This is a genomic window from Aeromonas sp. R9-2 (genome assembly GCF_040908025.1).
Taxonomy (GTDB): domain Bacteria; phylum Pseudomonadota; class Gammaproteobacteria; order Enterobacterales; family Aeromonadaceae; genus Aeromonas; species Aeromonas veronii.
In genome coordinates, this window is sequence record NZ_JBFOCX010000031.1 from 45,339 (window position 1) to 65,992 (window position 20,654).

Genomic DNA, 20,654 nt, shown 5'->3' on the forward strand with positions numbered 1-20,654 from the left:
TGAATGATGTTATCGACTAGCTGGCGCGCGCCACCTTGAGGGGGCGACGGGAGAAGAGCAGGGTATCCAGCAGCCAGATGACAACCATGGAGGTGCCCACCAGCGGGAAGGCGATCCCCAGCAGGATCAGCAGGGCGATGGCACCACGCATCGGCGGGAGTTTGGCGGGCAGCGGCGGCGCGGCGAGACGGCCCTGCGGACGGCGGCACCACCAGATCCACAGGCCGCTTACGGCACTGGCCAGCACCATCAGGCAGATGAGCAGCATGGCGAGCTGATGGGGCCAGCCGTAGAGTTTGCCCATGTGCAGCATGACGCCGCTCTCCACCGTCTTGGCGACCGGGCCGTAATCCTGCCAGCGCACATCGGCCAGCACCTTGCCGCTGTATTGATCGATATGCAGGGTGGCGTCGTTGCGCGGATCGTCGGCAAACAGGGCGATGGTGTAGACGCCGGTATCGCCGACCGGCGGCGTGATGCTGTAACCCGGTTTGACGCCCCGTTCACTGGCTGTCTCGACCACCTGTTGCAGCGCAATGCGCTGGCTTGCCATCACCACTCCCTCATGTTCGCCGTGGTTCATGGCGCCATGATCGTGCGCCTCATCGACCGGCTGCGAGCTGGGCATGGGGGTGTTCTCCACCGCCCAGGGGACTGTTTGCTCGTGGGCCTGATTCAGGCTGCGGGCCAGTGGCGCCGATTTGGGCACCTCGTTCCACATGGCGGCGGGGAAGCGGTTCCAGACTGCGGCAAACTGATCGCCCCAAAAACCGGTCCAGGTCATGCCGCTCAGCAGCAACAGCAGCAGGAAACCGGCTCCCCAGAAGCCGACCACAGCGTGCAGATCCCGCCACCAGAGGCGTCCGCGCTGGCTTACTCTGGGCCAGAGGATGCCGCCCACCCTGGGCCCCTTGCGTGGCCACCAGAGGTAGAGACCGCTTAGCAGTAACACCAGTCCCCAGCCTGCAGCCAGCTCGATCAGCCGATCTCCGGTGGTGCCGAGCAGCAGGTCGGCGTGCAGGGAGCGAGCCACCGCTTGCAGATTCCACTTGTTATCCATGGTGCCGAGCAGGGCGCCGCTGGCGGGATCCATAAACAGGGTCAGTTCCTGTTCACCCCGATTGACGATGAACTGAGCGCTCAGGTCGGGAGCGACAGGTGGCAGGTATTTACGCAGGCTGGCATCGGGCATGGTCATCATCGCCTTGGCCAGCAGTTGGTCGGCACTCAGGGTCTGGCTGGCTGGGGCGACCTTCATCAGCTCGGGGTACATCAGGTTGTCGAGCTGGGGTTTGAACAGATAGACGATCCCGGTCAGTGACAGCAGGATCAGGAAAGGGGCGACAAAGAGACCGGCGTAGAAGTGCCAGCGCCAGATCCGTTGATAATGACTCGAGTCCCTGTTTTTCATTGCACATCCTTGTTGGGGTGCCAAACCTTTCGGCTGGTGGAATGTTTGTGGCGGCGCGGATAATAGCAGTAACGTTTCGTTAACTGCAATCACACATCTTGAGATCGATTCGGTGCGGGGTGTCTGTAACATGAGGTGCAGACGGTTTGCAGGATAGGATGATTACGCTTTGGGGAAAGCCTGTTTGCTGCTGGACTTTTCCTTATAAATTATTACCTTGTGGTAACAATTTGCAGGCGATGGTGGTGGTAACGGAATGGGAGCAGTCATGCAGCCACACGGGCAATTTGACATGGAGCGCAGGGGCCAGATGCTGATCTGCCGCCCGAGTGGCCCCTTCAATCTGGCAGGTGCCATGGCCTATGAGGCGCGTTTTCGTCACGAACTGGCCGGTCTGATGGATGGCCCCTGGGGGATTGTCGAGGTCGCGACCGAGTTTGAAGCGGCCGGGCCCGAGGTGTTGGCCCGTTTTCGTCGCCAGTTTGGCTGGTGTGCCGAGAGTGGCTGTCAGTTTCTGGCGGTGGTTTTCGTAGGGGGCTTCAAGCGCTATCTGGCGGATAACATCTTCAAGGGATTGCCCTTTCGGGCGGTACGTTACTTCGAGCAGGAGGCAGCGGCCATCCAGTGGCTGGGGGAGCAGCTCAACACCGCTTCCTGTGAACCTGCGAGCGCTTGACCACCCCGCTCACCGCGTGGACGGTTTTTACTCCAGCTTGATAAACCACTTGTCCCGCTCGTCAACGCAGTCGGGTTCACCCATTTCGAATTCGCGGCAGATCAGCGGTCGCACCTCGTAGATACGGCACATCATGGTGTTGCGGTCGAGGGCGGCGCACCAGCCATCGTCCAGCCGGCGCATGACCGGTATCTCGCCTTCCCGTTCCAGTACATAACGGTCCGGCACGCCGGTATCGGTAAAGAGCATCACTTCGAGGCGGCAGCAGCAGGCTTCGCAGTTCTGGCAGCTCACATCGGTTTGGATTGCTTGGGTCATGGTGCCTGTCTTGCCGCATGGCGGCATCGGAGATATGAAACAGGCGCCTGTCAGGCGCCTGTGGTCTGGCTAATGGCTTGCAAAAAAACCTTAGCCCAGTTTGCGGGCGCGGTAGCTTCGACCCTTGATCTTGCCTTCCTGCAACCGCTTGAGGGCGGCGCTCGCCACGCTGCGCTTCACGGCGACGTAGGAGTACTGCTCGGAGATCTGGATCTTGCCCACATCGGCGCCGGCAATGCCGCCTTCACCGGTCAGGGCGCCCAGAATGTCACCGGCCCGCACCTTGGTCTTGCGACCTGCATCGATGGAGAGGGTCACCATCAGCGGGGCGATCGGCTTGATGTCGCGGCCGATGCTGTCGAGATCACCCAGCGGCATCGGGGCCTGCTGGTACTCTTCGATAAAGTTGACGCGCTGGGCCTCGTTCGGTTGATAGAGGCTCAGAGCCAGACCCTGCTGGCCGGCACGACCGGTACGACCGATGCGGTGCACGTGCACTTCCGGGTCATAGGTCAGCTCGTAGTTGATGACGGCGCCCAGCTCCTTGATGTCGAGGCCGCGGGCCGCCACATCGGTGGCCACCAGAATGGTGGCGCTGCCGTTGGCAAAGCGCACCAACACCTGATCCCGCTCGCGCTGCTCCAGATCGCCGTTCAGCGCCAGCGCCGAGAAGCCCTTGGCGGCCAGATGGTCGGCTACGTCGTTACAGGCGCGCTTGGTGTTGCAGAACACCACGCAGGAGCTGGGCTGGTAGTGGCTCAACAACCAAGTGAGGGCGTCGAGGCGCTGACCGGCAGGCACTTCATAGAGCTTCTGTTCGATGGCGCTCCCCTCGTGCAGGGACTCCACGCTCACCTCGACCGGATTGCGCTGCACGCCGCGGCTCATCTGGGCGATCCCTTCCGGATAGGTCGCGGAGAAGAGCAGGGTCTGACGCTGCTGAGGGGCATAGCTGATGACCCGGTTGATATCTTCGCCAAAGCCCATGTCCAGCATACGATCCGCTTCGTCCAGCACCAGCGTCTTGAGGCCGGATAGCTCCAGCGTGCCTTGCTCCAGATGCTTGAGAATACGACCCGGGGTGCCGACGGCGATGTGGGCACCAAAGCTCAGGGTAGCGGACTGCGGTGCGGTCGGGGTGCCGCCGCACAGGGTCACCAGCTTGACGTTGGGCAGGGCGCGCGCCAGACGACGGATCTCCTGAGCCACCTGATCCGCCAGTTCGCGGGTCGGGCAGAGCACCAGCGCCTGCACTTCGAGGCGGTTGACGTTGAGCTTGGCCAGCAGGCCGAGGCCGAAGGCGGCGGTCTTGCCGCTGCCGGTTTTTGCCTTGGCGATCAGGTCTTTGCCATCGAGCACCAGGGGCAGGCTCTGGGCCTGGATCGGGGTCATCTGCAGGTAACCCAGGCTGGTGAGGTTCTCTTGCAGGGCGGGGGAGAGATTGAGGCTGCTAAATTCGCTGTTGTTCACAAAAGGACTCTATTTCGGAGAAAACGGGGATGCGCGAGCGCTAAGGCCGCGCATCATACCAGAATGTGGCACCGGATGTGGCGGATTTTTGAACGGCTGGCCACGAGGGGCCATGAAAGGTTCATTTGTTGCCAAATCGATCGCTGGCGATCACCGACATAGCAATAAGGACTATTTTTCAAACACTCATCTAATTATTTATCGCGGATAAACGTTTTCTATTTTCAGTATTTTAATATAATGACTGGAAAATATTTCACGAGTAGTTATTGCGCCATAGGGAATGTTGCAAAAATGCTGATGAAATATTTTCAAAGAACATGAAAACGGCGCCGCCATTACTCAACATGATGTTTTAAAAGGATTTATGTTATCCGTGTTGCGCGATTAATATCAGTTCATTGCACAATTAATTTAAAAACGTTTGTATTATCCTGCCTCCATAATATTGCGCGGGATTGTGATGGCTATCTGATTTTTAAATGTGCAAATGTCTATGATGGCGCCGGTCAAAAATTACAATTTACTCAGGTGCTACAGGTATGGAATACGTTCACTTTGTGCTCGGACTGGTGATGGTCCTCGCTCTCTCTCTGCTGGCTAACCGCCACAACTGGAAACAGATCAAACTGCGTTATATCGGCCAACTGCTGGTGGTCGAACTGGCGCTGGCCTGGTTCATGCTGAACTCCGAAGTGGGTCTGGCGGTGGTGGGTGGCTTCGCGGCCGGCTTCACCAAGTTGATGGAGTTTGCTAAACAGGGTACCGACTTCGTGTTCGGTGGTCTGGTCAACGAAGGGGCCTTCTCCTTCTTCCTGATGGTGCTGATGCCCATCGTCTTCATCTCCGTGCTGATCGGTATTCTGCAGTACATCCGCCTGCTGCCGCTGGTGATCCGCGGTATCGGTACCGTGCTGGCCAAGATCAACGGCATGGGCAAGCTGGAGTCTTTCAATGCCATCAGCTCGATGATCGTCGGCCAGTCCGAGAACTTCATCGCCCTCAAGAACATCCTGCCGCACCTGAACGAGAAGCAGATGTACACCCTGGCGGCGACTGCCATGTCTACCGTCTCCATGTCCATCGTCGGTGCCTACATGCAGCTGATCGAGCCGCGCTACGTGGTTGCCGCGCTGGTGCTCAACATGTTCAGTACCTTCGTGGTGCTCTCGCTGATCAACCCCTACGAGCCGGATAACTCCGTGACCGACATCAAGGCCATTGCCGAAGGTGACGAGCACCACACCCCGAAGAAAGAGAACTTCTTCGAGATGCTGGGTGAGTACATCATGGCCGGTTTCACCGTTGCCGTGATCGTGGGTGCCATGCTGGTGGGCTTTATCGCCCTGATTGCCCTGATCAACTACCTGTTCGAGATGGCATTTGGCGTGAACTTCCAGTTCGTCATGGGCTACCTTTTCTACCCGATCGCCTGGATCTTGGGTATCCCGAGTGGTGAAGCGCTGCAAGCGGGCTCCATCATGGCGACCAAGCTGGTGACCAACGAGTTTGTGGCGATGATGGATCTGGGCAAGGTGGCTGCCGAGCTCTCTCCGCGTACCGTCGGCATCCTCTCCATCTTCATGGTCTCTTTCGCCAACTTCAGCTCCATCGGCATCATCGCCGGTGCGGTAAAAGCGCTGAACGAAGAGAAGGGCAACATGGTTTCCCGCTTCGGTCTGAAGCTGGTCTACGGTTCTACCCTGGTCAGCCTGCTCTCTGCTGTTATCGCAGGCATCATGATCTGATCCTCTAGTGGTTCGCACCACTGCTTGGGCCCCTGACCTTGTCAGGGGCTTTTTTATTTCTGGCTTACAGCCGCCAGCCGCACCACCAGCCAGCGACCAGCAAGGTTAGAGTGCAAAAGCCGGTTTCGATGGCGCCGCCGCTGCGCAGCGGCCAGCCCGGCAGGCGGTAACGGCGCTTGATGGGCCAGAAGAGCGGAATGCCTGCCGGGGTGAGCCAGTCCCCCAGCAGATGGCTGAGGTAGCCGACGATAAGTGCATCCTTGACTCCCATGGGCAGGGTGTCCGGCGGCAGGCTCTGGTTCAGCCCCCAGACGGCAGCGGCGACCGCCAGCAGACTGTGGGTGAAGCCGCGATGGCCGAACAGCCGCGACAGAGGTTTCGAGATCCACGGCAGGCGCTGCCCCAGCACCGATTTGGGGTGGTCGAGGTCGGGCAACAGGGCGCTGGACAGCGCGGCAGGGATGGTCTGCCACAGGCTGGCATCGGCCAGTGCCGGAGTGAGCTGCAGTTTATGGGCGAGCAGGGTGCAGGTAACGGAGAAGAGCAGGTGCCCTTGGGCGGTCATGATGATTACGGCGTGGACAAGATGGCGGCGCATCTTACCAGCCTGACGGTTGTGGTCAGCTCTTATTTTAAAAATCAGGATGTTACGGCGAAAAAGCGCCCAAGTAGGGCGCCTTTAGGGTCTCTTTACAGCTTGCCTTTGACCAGCCACTTGTCGAGGGCGTTGGCGAAGCGCTGTTTGTCGGCAGCATTGAAGGGGGCCGGGCCGCCGGTCTGCACGCCGGCTGAACGCAGCTCTTCCATAAAGTTGCGCATGCCGAGCCGCGCCTTGATGGTCTCGCGGGTGTAGATCTCGCCGCGGGGATTGAGTGCCTCGCCGCCAGCATCGATCACCCAGGAGGCGAGGGGGATATCGCCGGTGATCACCAGATCGCCGGGTTGAACCTGCTGGGCGATGACATGATCTGCCACATCGAATCCCTTTTCCACCTGCTGGGTTTTGATGAAAGGCGAGGGGGGCACCCGCAACCCCTGATTGGCCACCAGGGTGGTGACGACCTGGGCGCGGTGGGCGGCGCGGTAGAGGATCTCCTTGACCGGAATGGGGCAGGCATCGGCATCAACCCAGATGGGCATGGCATGTTTTCCTGTAGTGAAAGCGGATAAAAAACGAGAGCGGCCATGTTAACACAGGCCTCCCTTCCCGGCGCGGGGCTGAGTCGGCCCAACCTTTGGTGTAAGCTGGGGCCAGCACATGAAACGAGAAGGAGACGAGATGGATCGGGTGCCCGGTGAAGTGATTTATGCCCTGACCCTGGATGGCAAGGGGGGCATGGCGCCGCTGACGGCGGGAAGCGAAGTCCCGGCGGCGCATCCCGGCTGGCTGCATCTGGATTACGGTAATCCCGATTCGGCGCGCTGGCTGTTGCAGACCCCCTTGCTCAGCGAGGCGGCCAGGGAGTCGCTGCTCGGCCAGAGCAATCGTCCCAAGCTGGTGCGGATGGGGGAGACGGTGCTGCTGATCCTGCGCGGCATCAACCACAACAAGGATCACAGGCCCGAAGAGATGGTGGCGCTGCGCATCTTCATCACCCCGGATCTCATCATCAGCAGCCGTCGTCGTCCGCTGCTCTCCGAACAGGATGTCTTCAACCAGCTCAAGCTGGGGGGCGGCGCCGATACCCCGGCCGACTGGCTGGTGGAGATCTGCGATGCCCTGACCGATCGGGCAGGGGAGTTTGTCGAGGAGCTGCACGACAAGATCCTCGATCTGGAGGAGATGGTGCTGATGCGCGACATGCCCGCCAATGGCCGCTTGGCGCTGATCCGCAAGCAGCTCATCATGATCCGCCGCTACCTCTCCCCCCAGCGGGATCTGGTGGCGCGCCTCGCCAACGAGAAGATCAGCTGGCTGGATGAGGATGATCGCCGCCGTCTGCTCGATATCGCCGACCGGCTGCGGCGCTGGCTCGATGACCTCGATGCCGGAGTGGCACGCACCGCCGTGTTGGCAGACGAGATCAACAATCTGATGGCGGAGGCGACTAACCGCCGCGCCTACCAGATGTCGGTGATGGCACTGCTCTTTTTACCTGCCAGCTTCCTGACCGGTCTGTTTGGCATCAACCTCGGCGGTATCCCCGGGGCCGAGAATCCGACTGCCTTCTGGGTCTTCTGCGGATCCTTGGTGGCGCTGGCCAGCGGGCTGGCTATCTGGCTCAAGCATCGGCGCTGGTGGTAAGGAGGCATAACCCATGTGGCAATCAATTGGCCTGACCCTGCTGTTGTTGCTGGGGCATACCCTGATCCGTCGGCTGATTCACAAGAGCCTGCTGGCGCTCGGTCAGAGCAGGCAGGTGAGCGAGAACCGGGTGCTCTACGTGGCCCATGTATTCCACTTCCTGCTCGGTTGCGCCACCTTGCTGGTGCTGGCCGGGGTGTGGGGGCTCGACTTCTCCCGACTGGTAGTGCTCGCCTCCTCCTTCTTTGCGGTACTGGGGGTCGCCATGGTCGCCCAGTGGTCGATCCTCTCCAACATCACCGCCAGCATCACCATCTTCTTCGCCTTCCCCTACAAGATTGGCGACCGGATCCGCATCCTCGACAAGGATGATTCGGTCACCGGCGTCATCACCGAGATCGGTCTCTTCTATGTGCGGGTGCGTGATGACAACGGCGATCTGGTCACCTATCCGGCCAACCTGATCCTGCAAAAGCCGGTCAGGAAGCTGGAGGGCAGGGTGGCGGAACCGCTGCAACCGGAATAGAAAGCAACCGGAATAACAAAAGGCTCCCTCGAGAGCCTTTTTACTGTGCGGTGGGTGGCGCTAGCGTTCGAAGAAGCGGTAGAGGTGCTCCACCTGAACCGGGCAGTCGGCCACCTGATGCAGATGTTCGCGGGCCTGCTCAACGGTGCCGAAACTGACCGGGCAGCCGAGGGTGTCGGTCAGCTCGTAGAGGGCGCCATCCTTGCCTCTGAATTCAATGATCCATCCGGGGATGGCCACGTCGTGGAGTATTTCGGCCTCTTGCAGGATCTGTTGCTGATAGAGCTTACGAAGTTCACTGACTGTCATGATGCTCTCCTGTGGGGAATATCCAGCTCCAGTCTATGCCTGCCCTTTATGTGCGGCAACAGTGGTGCGGCAACGGGATCATCCCCGCAGGACCTCCCATGCCCAGCGGATGCGGATAAAGGTATCTGCATTGCCGCCCCGATCCGGATGGTGCTGCAATGCCAGCTCCCGCCAGCGGCGGCGGATCGCCTCCTGACTCGCCCCTTCATTCAACTCGAACAGGGCTAGCGCCTCGGTTTTGTGCCCCTCACCGTCATAAGCGCGCCAGAAGCGGTTGAGCAGGGCCTCAACTTCAGCACGGTCGGTCTGCCAGAACACCTGCCAGTCGAGATAGTAGCTACGCAGATTTTCGCCAACAGCAAAGCCGTGGTTGGCCTCCTGGTTCCCGGCCAGCGGTTCGAGCCGGATATCCAGTGTGCTGATCACCAGCCACCATCCTTCTTGCCAGAGCTCGGCCTGCAACTGGTAGAGGGCGTTCATGATCAGGAAGTTGACCCGAAACAGCTGCAGCTGCTCATCGTCGGTCAGTACCGGAATTGCCCCCTGCTGGCGCAGAGCAGCCATCAGTTCATGCACCTTGTAGCTGCCCGCCGCCTGTTGCAATAGCACCAGCAGAGGGGCGATCAGCGGATTGTGGTTGGCTTCGTTCATTCGGCGCCCTGCTCTCTGGGCGGCTGCAGGGCGATCAGCAGCTCACCCGCCTGCGGGGTGACGGGGCCGGTAACGATCTGGGGCTTGCCCTTGCCATCCATGATGAAGAGCGGGATGGCGCCGGGATTGGCGGTCTGATACTGGGCCCAGTCGAACTCCTCGCTCAGGCGGGTCGCCTTGATCTGGCCACCCCGGCTCAGCAGGCTGCTCAGCCGGGCATAGTTGATGTCGGGGCCGAACAGGTTCTGGCGAGCGCGAAAGGTGGCACTCTCCCGGTTGGCCTTGCCGTGCTGCTCGCTGGAGCGCAGGGAGTAGACCTGCTCCTCGCCGTAGAGGTGGGCGAAGTGCAGCACCCCGAGGGCGTTGTTGTGGCGGTTGGGGGAGAGCGCCAGCACGGTACTGATGCTGGTGAGCGGCAGGTGCAGCTCGGCATGTTCCGACTGGGGGTTGCCGAAGTAGCAGGGGAGGTTGCTCATCCGCGCCTGCTTGCAGAACTCCCAGGCGGGATCGCAGAGTTGCACCGGCACCCCCTGATCCGCCAGCGCCTTGCCAATGGCCCGCGCCACCGAGTTGGCCCCTATGATGAGCCAGGTGTTGGGGGCGCTCTGGCGCATCTTGAGCAGGCTGGCCAGCGGTGCCGAGGTGAGGCTCTGCAACACCACGGTGGAGATGATCACCGCAAATACCAGCGGCACCAATTTGTCGGCATCGGGGATCTCGGCCTGATGCAGGCTGATGGCAAACGAGGCACTGACCGCCGCCGCAACGATACCGCGCGGGGCGATCCAGCTCAGCAGGGCGCGAGCCCGCCAGGAGAGATCCGAGCCCCAGGTCGAGACCAGAATACAGAGCGGGCGTGCCACGAACTGAACCACGCAGAGCAGTGCCAACACCATGGGGCCGAGCTGCCAGAGCTGGGCCAGATCGAGGCGGGCCGCCAGCAGGATAAACAGGCTGGAGATAAGGATGACCGCGAGATCCTCCTTGAACGCCAGCACCTCCTCCAGATCCAGCCCCTCCTGATTGGCGAGCCAGATGCCGAACACGGTCACCGCCAGCAGGCCGGACTCGTGGCTGAGCCAGTTGGAAAGGCTGAAGGTGACCAGTACCAGCGCCAGCACCCCGAACTTGTGCAGGCTGACCGGTAGCCAGTCCTTGCGAATGAGCAGGGTGGTGAGCCAGCCTGCCGCCACCCCGATCAGGGAGCCGACCAGCACTGTCTTGCCCAGCGCCAGCAGGGTATGGCTGATGAGATCCCCCTGACTGCCGAGGCGTACCGCCTCGAACACCAGCACTGCAAACAGGGCGCCGATAGGGTCGATGACGATCCCCTCCCAGCGCAGGATGCGGTCCACCTCCCGGGTGGGGCGGATCACGTTGAGCATGGGGGCGATCACCGTCGGGCCCGTTACCACCAGTACCGCGCCGAGCATGGTGGCGACCCGCCAGTCCAGCCCCAGCAGGAAGTAACCGGCGCTGCCGATGACGGCGAAGCTGACCAGCATGCCGGTGGAGCAGAGATTGCGCACCACCTTGCCGATCCCCTTGAGCTCGGCCAGATGGAGGGTCAGCGCCCCCTCGAACAGGATGATTGCCACCGACAGGGAGACCAGCGGGAACAGCAGATCCCCGAGCAGGGCATCGGGATCGAGCAGGCCGCTGACCGGGCCCAGAGTCAGGCCGGTAAGAAGTAGAAACAGGATGGCGGGCACCCGCAGCGACCAGGCAAGCCATTGGGCCAGCACGGAGACCAGGGCGATCCCGGCCAGAGAGAGGGCAATCATGCAGACCTCGATTCAGGCAGTGAGTATGGAGCTAGTGTAGTGGCTAAGTTGGTCAGATTGACACCTGAAGGAGCGTGCATCATGGCCGGGATGGGGAGATGTGCGACAGTCGGCGTCATGGTGGCTGGCGCTGGTATGAAGGGCGCCAGCCAGACGCCAACCGTGGTGACGGGTTGGCCTTGGGGCCGGATTAGATGGGGCTCTCCTTGTGGAGCTCGCCGACACAGTCGGCCAGCGCCAGTACCAGTGCGGAGCGCACCATCTGATCGAGCCGGTTGAGCTGCATTTGGTAGAAGGCCCAATCCTCTTCGCTGGCGGGGGGCTCCAGCTTCATCATGCCGCCCTGATTGACCCCGTGCAGGCGCTCGAGCAGGTCGCGGATCGGTTTGTCGCTGAAGCGGTAATCCTTGGGGTCGCGCACCAGAAAGTCGCGGATCTTGATATAGGCTTCGATATCCTGATAGCGCTCGAGGGAGATGAGGCCGAGGGCGAAGATGAGCTTGAGGCGCACCTCCAGCTGGCCGAGGGGGCCGCTCTGGTTGAGCAGGGGTTCGATGGCGTATTTGACGGCATACTCCTCCTGACGGAACGCGCGTCGCATCAGGGAGTCGACCGCCTCTTCCAGGATGGTCACGGCTTCGAGAAAGAAGCCGCGGGGGCCATCCTGCTCGTTCAGTCGTTCCAGTACTTCATCTTCCTGGTGTGTGGTCATAGGTGCATTGGGTCCAGCTGACAGGGAGAGAGTCAGCCTCTCTCCCGGTTTTTATCATATGGGGCACATTCCCTTGCCATTCAAGCGCTTGGCGCGCTATCAGTGGTGGCTGAATGCGCCGCAAGCAGGGTCATTACAGGGTTTCGTAACGGGCGACGATGGCGCGAACCACCTCGCTCTCTTCATCCAGTCCGGTGACGCGGGCCAGCGCTTTGGCCGGGCCCAGCTCCGCCAGCAGGGCTTGCAGCTCCACCGCCTGCGGGTCATCGGCATTGCGATAGTGGAGCGCAGCGGCGATCCCCTCCTGCAGTTGCTCGTTGGGCAGGCCGTACTCCAGGGTGCCCAGCAGCGGCTTCACCAGTCGATCTCCCGCCGCCAGCTTGCGCAGCGGCTGACGACCGACCCGGTCAATCTCGTCCACCAGATAGGGGTTGGCGAAGCGGGCCAGGATCTTCTCGATGTAGGCGGCGTGCAGACGCGGGTCGAAGCCGTAGCGTTTCACCAGCACGGCACCGCTCTCCTCCATGGCGCGGCGCACCTTGCTGCGGATCACCGGATCCTCGATCGCCTCGCGCACTGTGCGGTAGCCCCGCAACTTGCCGAGATAGGCGGTGACGATGTGGCCGGTGTTGAGGGTGAACAGCTTGCGCTCGACGAAGGCCATCAGATTGTCGGTGGGCTCCATGCCCGCCACCTGTGGCAGCTCTCCCTTGAACTGGGTCTGGTCGACGATCCACTCGCTGAAGCTCTCTACCGTCACTTCCAGCGGGTCATCGTTGGCAGCCGCGGCGGGCGGCACGATGCGATCCACCGCCGAGTCGACGAAGCCGATACAGGATTCGAGCGTGGCATGATACGCGACTGGCAGGTACTTGAGTACCTCCTGCTTGAGGTGGCTGGTGCCGCGCACCATGTTTTCGCAGGCGATGACGTTGAGCGGCGTCAGGTTGCCGGCATCGAAGCGGGCCTGCAGCCCCTTGGCCAGGGTGCTGGCAATCTTGTCCAGAATGTTGGGGCCGACGGCGGTGGTGACCAGATCGGCGGTGATGATGCGGGCGATCACCTCGTGACCGGCGGAGCTCACCGCTGCCACGTTGCGCACCACATCCAGCTTCTGATCCGCTCCCACCACATGAACCTTGTACTCCTGACGGTGGTTGAGCTGGTCGATCAGGGTGTCGTTGACGTCGGCGAAGGTGACCTGGTGGCTGGCATCCGCCAGCACTTTGCCGATAAAGCCGCGACCGATGTTACCAGCACCAAAATGCAATGTTTTCATGATATTAACCTCTTGAACCAAAGACGATGAAAGATGATTACGCAGCCTGTTCGGCACCCAGCAGATCCAGGAAGGCCTGGGGATCCGTGGTGCTGGCCAGCCGGTCGATGAGACCGGGTTCATCCAGTGCATTGGTCAGGCGGGTTATTACCTGCATGTGTTCGTCGTTGCGAGCGGCGATACCGATCACCAGCCGCGCCACCTCATCGGCGGCTTCGCCAAAGGCGACCCCGGCCGGGTACTGGCAGATGACGATGCCGGTACGTTTCACAAACTCCTTGGCGGCGATGGTGCCGTGGGGCACGGCGATGGATTCGCCGAGGTAGGTAGAGACCAGCTGTTCCCGCTCCAGCATGGCGTTGACGTAGTCGGGCGCCACGTAGCCCCGCTCCGCCAGCAGTCGGCCTGCGGTCAGGATGGCGGCCTCCTTGTTGTCCGCTTTCAGTCCCAGATGCACGTCATGACGGCTCAGGGTAAAGACTTCGGCCGCTTGCGGCTCGTAGCTGTCGTCGTTGGCCGCCACCAGCAGCTGCGGGTTGGCAACGTCATCGTTGGCAGCGCGGCTCAGACTCTGTACCAGCTCCTGATAGAGGCCGTTGTCGAGGAAGTTGGTCAGGGAAATATGGTGAGCGTTCGGCGCATGGCGACGGGCCCGTTCGGTCAAATCCTTGTGGGTAATGACCCAATCCACCTGATCGTCGAGCTGATCGATGGCGCGGTTGGTGACGCTGATATCGAGTCCGGCGGCCTGTACCCGCTTGCGCAGCATGCCGGCGCCCATGGCGCTGGAGCCCATGCCCGCATCGCAGGCGACCACGATATTGCGTACCGCCATCAGTTCGCCGCCCGGCTTCTTGGCCGCTGCGGTTTCAGGCTTGCCGCCCTTCATGGCTTTCATCTTGCGAGTGGCTTCACCGAGGGCATCGGCCTCGTCGGCTTCCGGCTGCTGGGCGCGGACGAACACGGCGGCGACCAGGAAAGAGACCAGAGTAGCGCTGATGATGGAGAGGGCGACCCCGATCAGGGAGGCTTTCGGCGTCATCAACAACACGGCGAAGATGGAGCCCGGCGACGCGGGGGAGACCAGACCGGCATTGAACAGGGTCAGGGTGAAGACCCCGGTCATGCCACCGGCGATCACCGCCAGAATGAGGCGCGGGTTCATCAGCACATACGGGAAGTAGATCTCGTGGATGCCGCCGAAGAAGTGAATGATGGAGGCACCTGCAGCGGACTGCTTGGCCGCACCACGACCGAACACCATGTAGGCCAGCAGCACGCCCATGCCCGGGCCCGGGTTCGCTTCAATCAGGAAGAAGATGGAGCTGCCGTGCTCGGTCGCCTGCTGGATCCCCAGCGGCGAGAAGATGCCGTGGTTGATGGCGTTGTTGAGGAACAGGATCTTGGCCGGTTCGACGAAGATGGAGGTGAGCGGCAGCATGTGGTTTTCCACCAGGAAGCCGACGCCACTGGCCAGCAGGCCGGAGAGCACCTTGACGAAGGGGCCGATCACGAAGAAAGCGAGGATCGCCAGCAGCATGCCGATAAGCCCGGCGGAGAAGTTGTTGACCAGCATCTCGAAGCCGCTCTTGACGCGACCGTCCATCGCCTTGTCGAAGCGCTTGATGGCCCAGCCACCGAGCGGGCCGACCATCATGGCGCCCATAAACATCGGGATATCGGTTCCCACGATGACACCCATGGTGGTGATGGCACCAACCACGCCGCCGCGCTCACCGCCCATCAGCTTGCCGCCGGTGTAGCCAATCAGCAGCGGCAGCAGGTAGGTGATCATGGGGCCGACCAGCTTGGCCAAGGTTTCATTGGGCAGCCAGCCGGTGGGGATGAAGAGGGCGGTGATAAAGCCCCAGGCGATAAAGGCGCCTATGTTGGGCATGACCATATTGGACAGGAAGCGTCCAAAATTCTGTATCTTGACTTTGGTATCCGGTGATAACATGTCGGGACCCCGTTTTAAGCCTGTTTGATTAAAAGTGGTAGTCGGGATGGCCGGTTTTGCCGAACCGCCATCCCGGTCGTCTAAGCAACTTCAATCTACCAGCTTGCGATCAAATTAGGCTGAAAACGGGGTATCTTGTGATCCAGCTCTCAGATACCCAGCCATACCCCCTCCATAACCAGTGATCCTCATCACATACCCATGCTGTAATTCGGCTACATTTCGATCTTTTCTGTTTTGCATGGTCATTTTTTGTGACTTAAATCACTTAAGTTGCTTTGTGGTCCTCTTGTGGAATGGTGATTGGCGTCACAAGTTCGATTTTTGTATTCGAATGGGACAAATCACTCAGTCACTCATCAGCGGGTGGTGACGATGGATCTATCGAAACACTCCATTGCTTACCAATGAATCAATAAATTTGTAACCCGCTTTCAGTTTTTACGGTTGGTGATGAGCTCTCTTTTGCTGTTGGTCGATGGGAATGGGCGCCAACATGCAGGATGTTATCGAGCGGCAGATGTTCGGGGCGCTTGCTTGCCGCGCAGGGCTGATAGCAGATAAAAACAAACCGCCAGCAGGCGGTTTGTCGGTTTTTGCGATCTGAGCCCTGTCGGGGCTGCGGCTTAGTAGAAGCCGGCATCCTCGGGGGAGGGGCGGGTCTTGAAGCGGCGATGGAGCCACATGTACTGCTCCGGCGCCTTGCGCACGGCGGCTTCAATCTCGCGGTTGGCGCGGGCGGCATCGACCATGTCATCCCCGCTGGGATAGTCGGCGAGCGGCGCCCCGATATGCAGGGTGTAACCCTCGCTGGTGCGGATGTTGTAGCAGGGCAGGGTGACGGTGTTCTTCACCCGCGCCAAGGTGGCTGTGCCGGTGATGGTGGCCGCCTGCTCTACCGCGAAGTAAGGCACGAACACACTGGCGTGGCTGCCGTAGTCGTGATCCGGCGCGTACCAGAGGGCGTCACCGTTGCGCAGTGCCTTGATCATCCCCTTCACGTCCATCCGGTCTACCAGATATTTGTTGGAAGCGCAGCGACCGTGATACTGGGCATACTCCAGCACCGGATTGGTGTTGGGGCGATAGACCCCCACGCCGGGGCGCACCAGCCCGAAACAGCGGGCGTTGAGTTCCAGCGTCAGGAAATGGCAGGAGAGCAGCAGCATGCCCTGACCTTTTTCCATGGCGGCGATGACGTGCTCTTCCCCTTCCACCTTCATCAGGTTGCGCATCCGCCAGTCTGGCCAGAACCAGGCGATCCCCACCTCGAACACGGCGCAGCCCACGCTCTCGAAGTTGGCCTTAAGCAGTTTCTCCCGCTCATCCCGGGTCAGCTCGGGCATCGCCAGCTCCAGATTGCGACGGGCAATCTTGACCCGGGACTTCAATATCCTGGCGGCGAGACGACCGAGCTGACGGCCCAGCCACATCTGGCTACGCCACGGCAGCAGGGTCAGCAGCCAGAGCAGGCCTAGGCCGAACCAGCTGGCCCAGTAACGGGGATGAAACAGGCGGGGCTCCAGGCGGGGAGCGTTGTCGTGGGCCATGGCTAATCTCTTGTTCGCAAACACAATCGGGGGATTCTAGCCGAAAAGGGGGGGCGGGGGCGAATGGCTGTGTGCTGGTCAGAGGGGTAGCCTGCGTCCGGTTAGCGTGACAGCGGCGGCAACTGCGGTCGGCTTTTTCTACACCGGATAAAAGAGTGTGATAAAATCGCCAGCTGATTTTTCAGGTTTTGAGAGTCGATACAGATGAAGATCACCCTGCCCGATTTTGAAAAAGCCCGCGTTCTGGTCGTTGGCGATGTCATGTTGGACCGTTACTGGCATGGCCCTACCGGTCGGATCTCCCCCGAGGCGCCGGTGCCCGTGGTCAAGGTTGAACACATTGAGGAGCGTCCCGGTGGCGCGGCCAACGTGGCCCTCAACTCCGCCGCCCTTGGCGCTCATGCCGTGCTGCTTGGCCTGACCGGTCAGGATGAAGCGGCCGATGCGCTGGCTGGCCAGATGGCTGGCGTCAAGGTGGCCTGTGATTTCGTTCGTCTGGCCGACTTCCCGACCATCACCAAGCTGCGGGTGCTGTCCCGCAACCAGCAACTGCTGCGTCTGGACTTTGAAGAGCCCTTCCACTCCGTCGATGCCACCCTGCTGATGAGCAAGGTCGAGCAGGCGCTGCCGAATAGCGACGTGATGATCCTCTCCGACTACGGCAAGGGTGCTCTCAACGATGTGCCCGGCATGATCCAGCGCGCCCGTGCCGCCGGCATTCCTGTGTTGGTCGATCCCAAGGGGACCGACTTCGAGAAGTATCGCGGTGCTACCTTGCTGACCCCCAACATGTCCGAGTTCGAGGCCGTGGTGGGCAAGGTGAAGAGCGAAGAAGAGCTGGTCGCCAAGGGGCTGGATCTGGTCAAGCGTTTCGAGCTGGATGCCCTGCTGGTCACCCGTTCCGAGAACGGCATGACCCTGATCCGCGAAGGTCAGCCGGAGCTGCATCTGCCGGCTCAGGCCCACGAGGTTTATGATGTGACCGGTGCCGGTGATACCGTCATCTCCACTCTGGCTACCTCACTGGCGGCAGGCAAGAGCCTGGACGAAGCCTGTGCGCTGGCCAATACCGCAGCCGGTATCGTGGTCGGCAAGCTGGGTACCTCTACCGTTAGCCCGGTCGAGCTGGCCAACGCCCTCTATACCGAGCAGGAGACCGGCTTCGGCGTCATGTCTGAAGCCCAACTGAAAGTGGCGGTTCGTGCCGCCCGTCTGCGCGGCGAGAAGGTGGTGATGACCAACGGTTGCTTCGACATCCTGCACGCCGGCCACGTCTCCTATCTGGCCAACGCCGGCAAGCTGGGGGATCGCCTGATCGTGGCGGTCAACACCGACGAGTCGGTTCGCCGTCTGAAAGGGCCGGGTCGTCCGGTCAACCCGACCGAGCGCCGCATGGCGGTGCTGGCTGCGCTGGGCGCAGTGGATTGGGTTGTGCCATTTGGTGAAGATACCCCGCAGCGCCTGATCGCCGAAATCCTGCCCGACCTGTTGGTCAAGGGCGGCGACTACAAGCCGGAAGATATCGCCGGTTACGCCGAGGTGACCGCCAATGGCGGCGAGGTGCGCGTTCTCAACTTCGAGGATGGCTGCTCTACCACCGACATCATCAAGACGATCCGCGAGCGCGGCTAACGTTCTGCTGGCCCCGCAATCTGGCGGGGCTCATTATCGGTCGTAGCAAGCCGACAGAAATACGGATAACAAAAAGGCGACCTTGCGGTCGCCTTTTTCATGTCCGATAGCGGCTATCAGCCTTTGGCTTTTGCCGTGGCAGGCATCAGACCCTGGTTTACTTCCACCAGATCCTGCGCTTCCAGAATACCGGCAGCCTGTTTCAGGCTCAGGATATTGAGAATGTAGTTGTAACGGGCTTCGGAGAGCTTCTGCTTGGCCTCGTACAGCTTGCGAGTGGAGTCCAGCACGTCGACGATGGTACGGGTACCCACTTCGTAACCGGCTTCGGTCGCCTTCAGGGCGCTGTCGGCGGAAACCACAGACTGGCTGTAGGCGCGCACCGAGCCGATGCTGGCGTTCACGTTGTTGTAGGAGGAGCGCACTGTGCTCTGCACCGAGCGGAAGTTCTTCTCCAGCAGTTCGCTGGCCGCTACGTAGTTGTATTGAGCCTGCTTCACCTTGGAGCTGGTGGCGCCACCGCTGTAGATGGGCAGCTTGAAGGTCAGACCGATATTGGCCTGATTGTCATTGCCGCCCGGAATGCTATCCAGCTTGTAATCGGTATTGCTGGTTTGCAGTCCGGCACCCAGATCCAGAGTCGGCTCATGGCCGGTTTTGGCCAGATCGATCTGCTCCTTGGCAATGTCCTTGCTGATGCGGGCACTGTGCAGTTGCAGGTTCTTGTCCAGCGCCAGCTCCAGCCACTTGTCGGAGCCGAAGGCGGTCTTCTGCGGGCTGAAACGATCGGTGTTCAGCACGTCCAGATTGCGGTGATCGATACCGGTCAGCTCGCGCAGGGTCTCGTAGCTGTTGTCCAGCGAGTTTTCTGCATTGATCTCGTCAGCCAGCGCCTGGTCGCGAGAGGCTTCCGCTTCATGGACGTCGGTGATGGCGGTCAGGCCCACTTCGAAACGCTGCTGGGTTTGCTCCAGCTGACGCTCTACCGCAACCTTGTTGGCACGAACGAACTCCAGGGTATCCATCGCCTTGAGCACATCAAAGTAGGCTTTGGCGGTGCGCACCATCAGGTTCTGGATTTCGAGGTTGTAGGCAACATCTGACTGGGTAGCCTGCTTCTCGCTGATATCCAGATTGACCCAGTTACTGCGACGATAGAGGGATTGCGACAGCGTCACTTCACCCTTGGCGTTGGTATTGCTCTGGGTATCGTTCTTGTTTTGCAGATAATTGAGCCCGGCACCCAGATCGATCTGGGGTAGCAGAGGGGCGCGGGATTCGTTGATCTTCTCGAAGGCCTGGTCGCGAACGGCTTTGGACTGCAGCAACTGCGGGTCTTTGATCTGGGCTTGCTGGTAGATGTCGAGCAGGTTTTCGGCATGGGCACCGGCACTGACGCCCAGCAACACCATGACTGACAAAAGTGTTCTTTTCATAGATCGTTTTAACCTTATGTAGTAACCCAAACTGGTTGCTGGAGAGGCAAATATTGTCACCGACCAAGCTTGATTGCAGCTTAATCACTCTACTATAAGCAAAATTTAATGCTAAGAGTCTCAGGTCCGGTGACGGGAACGTCAAGAACCGGAGGCAGTTTTCTCCCCGCGCGCCTAGCCAAATGGTCTGTGGCTGCTAAAATCCACCCCTCATTACCATGGCACGCTGAGTGAATGAACGTTCATTCATGTTCCTCGGATTTTATGGTCAAACTGATACAAGTCAAGCTGACGGGAGCCCCGGATGTCGCAGCAACCCTTGCCGCAAGATCGGCATTACGCCGCCGATGATGTGAAAATCATTGAAAAATCAGCTGGATATAACGGCTTCTTCAAGGTGAATGTCTATCGTCTGCAGCATCGGTTATTTGCTGGCGGCTGGAATCAGCCCATCGTGCGCGAGCTGTTCGAGCGGGGCCATGCTGCCGCGCTGCTGCCCTATGATCCAGTACGCGACCAGATCGTGCTGGTGGAGCAGTTCCGTATCGGCGCCATGGAGACCAGTCCGACCCCCTGGCTGCTGGAGCTGGTGGCCGGCATCATAGACCCAGGCGAGGTCGCTGAAGACGTGGTGCGTCGCGAAGCGGTGGAAGAGGCCGGTATCGAGGTTGCCCGCTGCGAGCATGCCATCAGCTATCTGGTGAGCCCGGGCGGCAGCACCGAGCGGATCGAGGTCTTTGTGGGCGAGGTGGATGCCAGCAAGGCCGAGGGACTGCACGGTCTGGCTGATGAGGGCGAGGATATCCGGGTGCATGTGGTGAGCCGCGAACAGGCCTACGCCTGGCTCAAAGAGGGGCGCATCGACAATGCGGCCTCGGTCATTGCCCTGCAGTGGTTGGCCCTCAACCATGGCGAGCTGCGCGCCCGCTGGCTGGCGGATCGCTGAG

At 60.6% G+C, this 20,654-nt stretch carries 19 protein-coding genes; 6 read left to right on the forward strand and 13 right to left on the reverse strand.

The features are described 5' to 3' along the window. Nucleotides 1-16: 16 nt before the first annotated feature. Nucleotides 17-1,411, reverse strand: coding sequence for a PepSY-associated TM helix domain-containing protein (locus AB5Y71_RS17450; protein ID WP_368172099.1), 1,395 nt, complete (start codon nucleotides 1,409-1,411; stop codon nucleotides 17-19). A gap of 268 nt (nucleotides 1,412-1,679) precedes the next feature. On the opposite strand from AB5Y71_RS17450, the gene AB5Y71_RS17455 reads away from it, so the two are divergent. Beyond that, entirely contained in the window at nucleotides 1,680-2,087 is a 408-nt protein-coding gene (locus AB5Y71_RS17455; RefSeq protein ID WP_368172100.1) for a hypothetical protein, read from the forward strand. Between the two features lie 27 nt (nucleotides 2,088-2,114). Here AB5Y71_RS17455 and AB5Y71_RS17460 read toward each other — a convergent pair whose 3' ends face one another. Next, a complete protein-coding gene (locus AB5Y71_RS17460; protein WP_058059358.1) occupies nucleotides 2,115-2,405 on the reverse strand; it encodes a YkgJ family cysteine cluster protein in 291 nt (96 codons plus the stop codon). A gap of 90 nt (nucleotides 2,406-2,495) precedes the next feature. Beyond that, nucleotides 2,496-3,875, reverse strand: a complete 1,380-nt coding sequence (gene dbpA, locus AB5Y71_RS17465) for an ATP-dependent RNA helicase DbpA (protein ID WP_368172101.1) — start codon at nucleotides 3,873-3,875, stop codon at nucleotides 2,496-2,498. A 542-nt stretch (nucleotides 3,876-4,417) separates the two neighbouring features. Here dbpA and AB5Y71_RS17470 point away from each other — a divergent pair. After that, the gene (locus AB5Y71_RS17470; RefSeq protein WP_005363118.1) at nucleotides 4,418-5,623 is read left to right on the forward strand and encodes a NupC/NupG family nucleoside CNT transporter; all 1,206 of its coding nucleotides are present in this window, start codon (nucleotides 4,418-4,420) and stop codon (nucleotides 5,621-5,623) included. 64 nt (nucleotides 5,624-5,687) lie between these two features. On the opposite strand, the gene AB5Y71_RS17475 is transcribed toward AB5Y71_RS17470, so the two are convergent. Both AB5Y71_RS17475 and AB5Y71_RS17480 read right to left on the reverse strand, forming a co-directional pair. Beyond that, nucleotides 5,688-6,188 carry a metal-dependent hydrolase gene (locus AB5Y71_RS17475; protein WP_368172133.1) on the reverse strand — a complete coding sequence of 167 codons (501 nt, stop codon included), beginning with the start codon at nucleotides 6,186-6,188 and terminating at the stop codon, nucleotides 5,688-5,690. Between the two features lie 125 nt (nucleotides 6,189-6,313). Next, the gene (locus AB5Y71_RS17480; RefSeq protein ID WP_005335916.1) at nucleotides 6,314-6,763 is read right to left on the reverse strand and encodes a YaiI/YqxD family protein; all 450 of its coding nucleotides are present in this window, start codon (nucleotides 6,761-6,763) and stop codon (nucleotides 6,314-6,316) included. Nucleotides 6,764-6,902: 139 nt separating this feature from the next. Here AB5Y71_RS17480 and zntB point away from each other — a divergent pair, with 139 nt between their 5' ends. Together zntB and AB5Y71_RS17490 are read left to right on the forward strand one after the other, a co-directional pair. Then, nucleotides 6,903-7,868, forward strand: coding sequence for a zinc transporter ZntB (zntB, locus tag AB5Y71_RS17485; RefSeq protein WP_005341467.1), 966 nt, complete (start codon nucleotides 6,903-6,905; stop codon nucleotides 7,866-7,868). A gap of 13 nt (nucleotides 7,869-7,881) precedes the next feature. Next, the gene (locus AB5Y71_RS17490) at nucleotides 7,882-8,394 is read left to right on the forward strand and encodes a mechanosensitive ion channel domain-containing protein (RefSeq protein WP_159158131.1); all 513 of its coding nucleotides are present in this window, start codon (nucleotides 7,882-7,884) and stop codon (nucleotides 8,392-8,394) included. A 60-nt stretch (nucleotides 8,395-8,454) separates the two neighbouring features. Here the strand turns inward: AB5Y71_RS17490 and AB5Y71_RS17495 are convergent, their stop codons facing one another. The 7 genes from AB5Y71_RS17495 to lpxL form a co-directional block, all read right to left on the reverse strand. Beyond that, nucleotides 8,455-8,703 carry a hypothetical protein gene (locus AB5Y71_RS17495; RefSeq protein WP_005354919.1) on the reverse strand — a complete coding sequence of 83 codons (249 nt, stop codon included), beginning with the start codon at nucleotides 8,701-8,703 and terminating at the stop codon, nucleotides 8,455-8,457. 78 nt (nucleotides 8,704-8,781) lie between these two features. Further along, nucleotides 8,782-9,354, reverse strand: a complete 573-nt coding sequence (locus tag AB5Y71_RS17500) for a DNA-J related domain-containing protein (protein ID WP_368172102.1) — start codon at nucleotides 9,352-9,354, stop codon at nucleotides 8,782-8,784. After that, nucleotides 9,351-11,138 (reverse strand): cation:proton antiporter, encoded by a 1,788-nt coding sequence (locus AB5Y71_RS17505; protein WP_368172103.1) that lies wholly within the window; start codon nucleotides 11,136-11,138, stop codon nucleotides 9,351-9,353. The genes AB5Y71_RS17500 and AB5Y71_RS17505 overlap by 4 nt, the downstream gene beginning before the upstream one ends. Before the next feature lie 190 nt (nucleotides 11,139-11,328). After that, nucleotides 11,329-11,850, reverse strand: coding sequence for an MltR family transcriptional regulator (locus tag AB5Y71_RS17510; RefSeq protein ID WP_043826041.1), 522 nt, complete (start codon nucleotides 11,848-11,850; stop codon nucleotides 11,329-11,331). Between the two features lie 133 nt (nucleotides 11,851-11,983). Further along, entirely contained in the window at nucleotides 11,984-13,129 is a 1,146-nt protein-coding gene (locus AB5Y71_RS17515; RefSeq protein ID WP_201988015.1) for a mannitol-1-phosphate 5-dehydrogenase, read from the reverse strand. Between the two features lie 37 nt (nucleotides 13,130-13,166). Next, nucleotides 13,167-15,089, reverse strand: a complete 1,923-nt coding sequence (locus tag AB5Y71_RS17520) for a PTS mannitol transporter subunit IICBA (RefSeq protein ID WP_368172104.1) — start codon at nucleotides 15,087-15,089, stop codon at nucleotides 13,167-13,169. A gap of 626 nt (nucleotides 15,090-15,715) precedes the next feature. Then, nucleotides 15,716-16,639 (reverse strand): LpxL/LpxP family Kdo(2)-lipid IV(A) lauroyl/palmitoleoyl acyltransferase, encoded by a 924-nt coding sequence (gene lpxL / locus AB5Y71_RS17525; protein WP_021231687.1) that lies wholly within the window; start codon nucleotides 16,637-16,639, stop codon nucleotides 15,716-15,718. Between the two features lie 204 nt (nucleotides 16,640-16,843). Here lpxL and hldE point away from each other — a divergent pair, with 204 nt between their 5' ends. Further along, entirely contained in the window at nucleotides 16,844-18,271 is a 1,428-nt protein-coding gene (gene hldE / locus AB5Y71_RS17530; protein WP_005335903.1) for a bifunctional D-glycero-beta-D-manno-heptose-7-phosphate kinase/D-glycero-beta-D-manno-heptose 1-phosphate adenylyltransferase HldE, read from the forward strand. A 116-nt stretch (nucleotides 18,272-18,387) separates the two neighbouring features. On the opposite strand, the gene tolC is transcribed toward hldE, so the two are convergent. After that, on the reverse strand, nucleotides 18,388-19,707 hold the full coding sequence (gene tolC / locus AB5Y71_RS17535) for an outer membrane channel protein TolC (RefSeq protein WP_005335902.1): 1,320 nt from the start codon (nucleotides 19,705-19,707) through the stop codon (nucleotides 18,388-18,390). A 304-nt stretch (nucleotides 19,708-20,011) separates the two neighbouring features. On the opposite strand from tolC, the gene nudF reads away from it, so the two are divergent. Next, complete coding sequence (gene nudF, locus AB5Y71_RS17540; protein ID WP_058057940.1) at nucleotides 20,012-20,653, forward strand: ADP-ribose diphosphatase; 642 nt, start codon at nucleotides 20,012-20,014, stop codon at nucleotides 20,651-20,653. The last annotated feature ends 1 nt before the right edge of the window (nucleotide 20,654 follow it).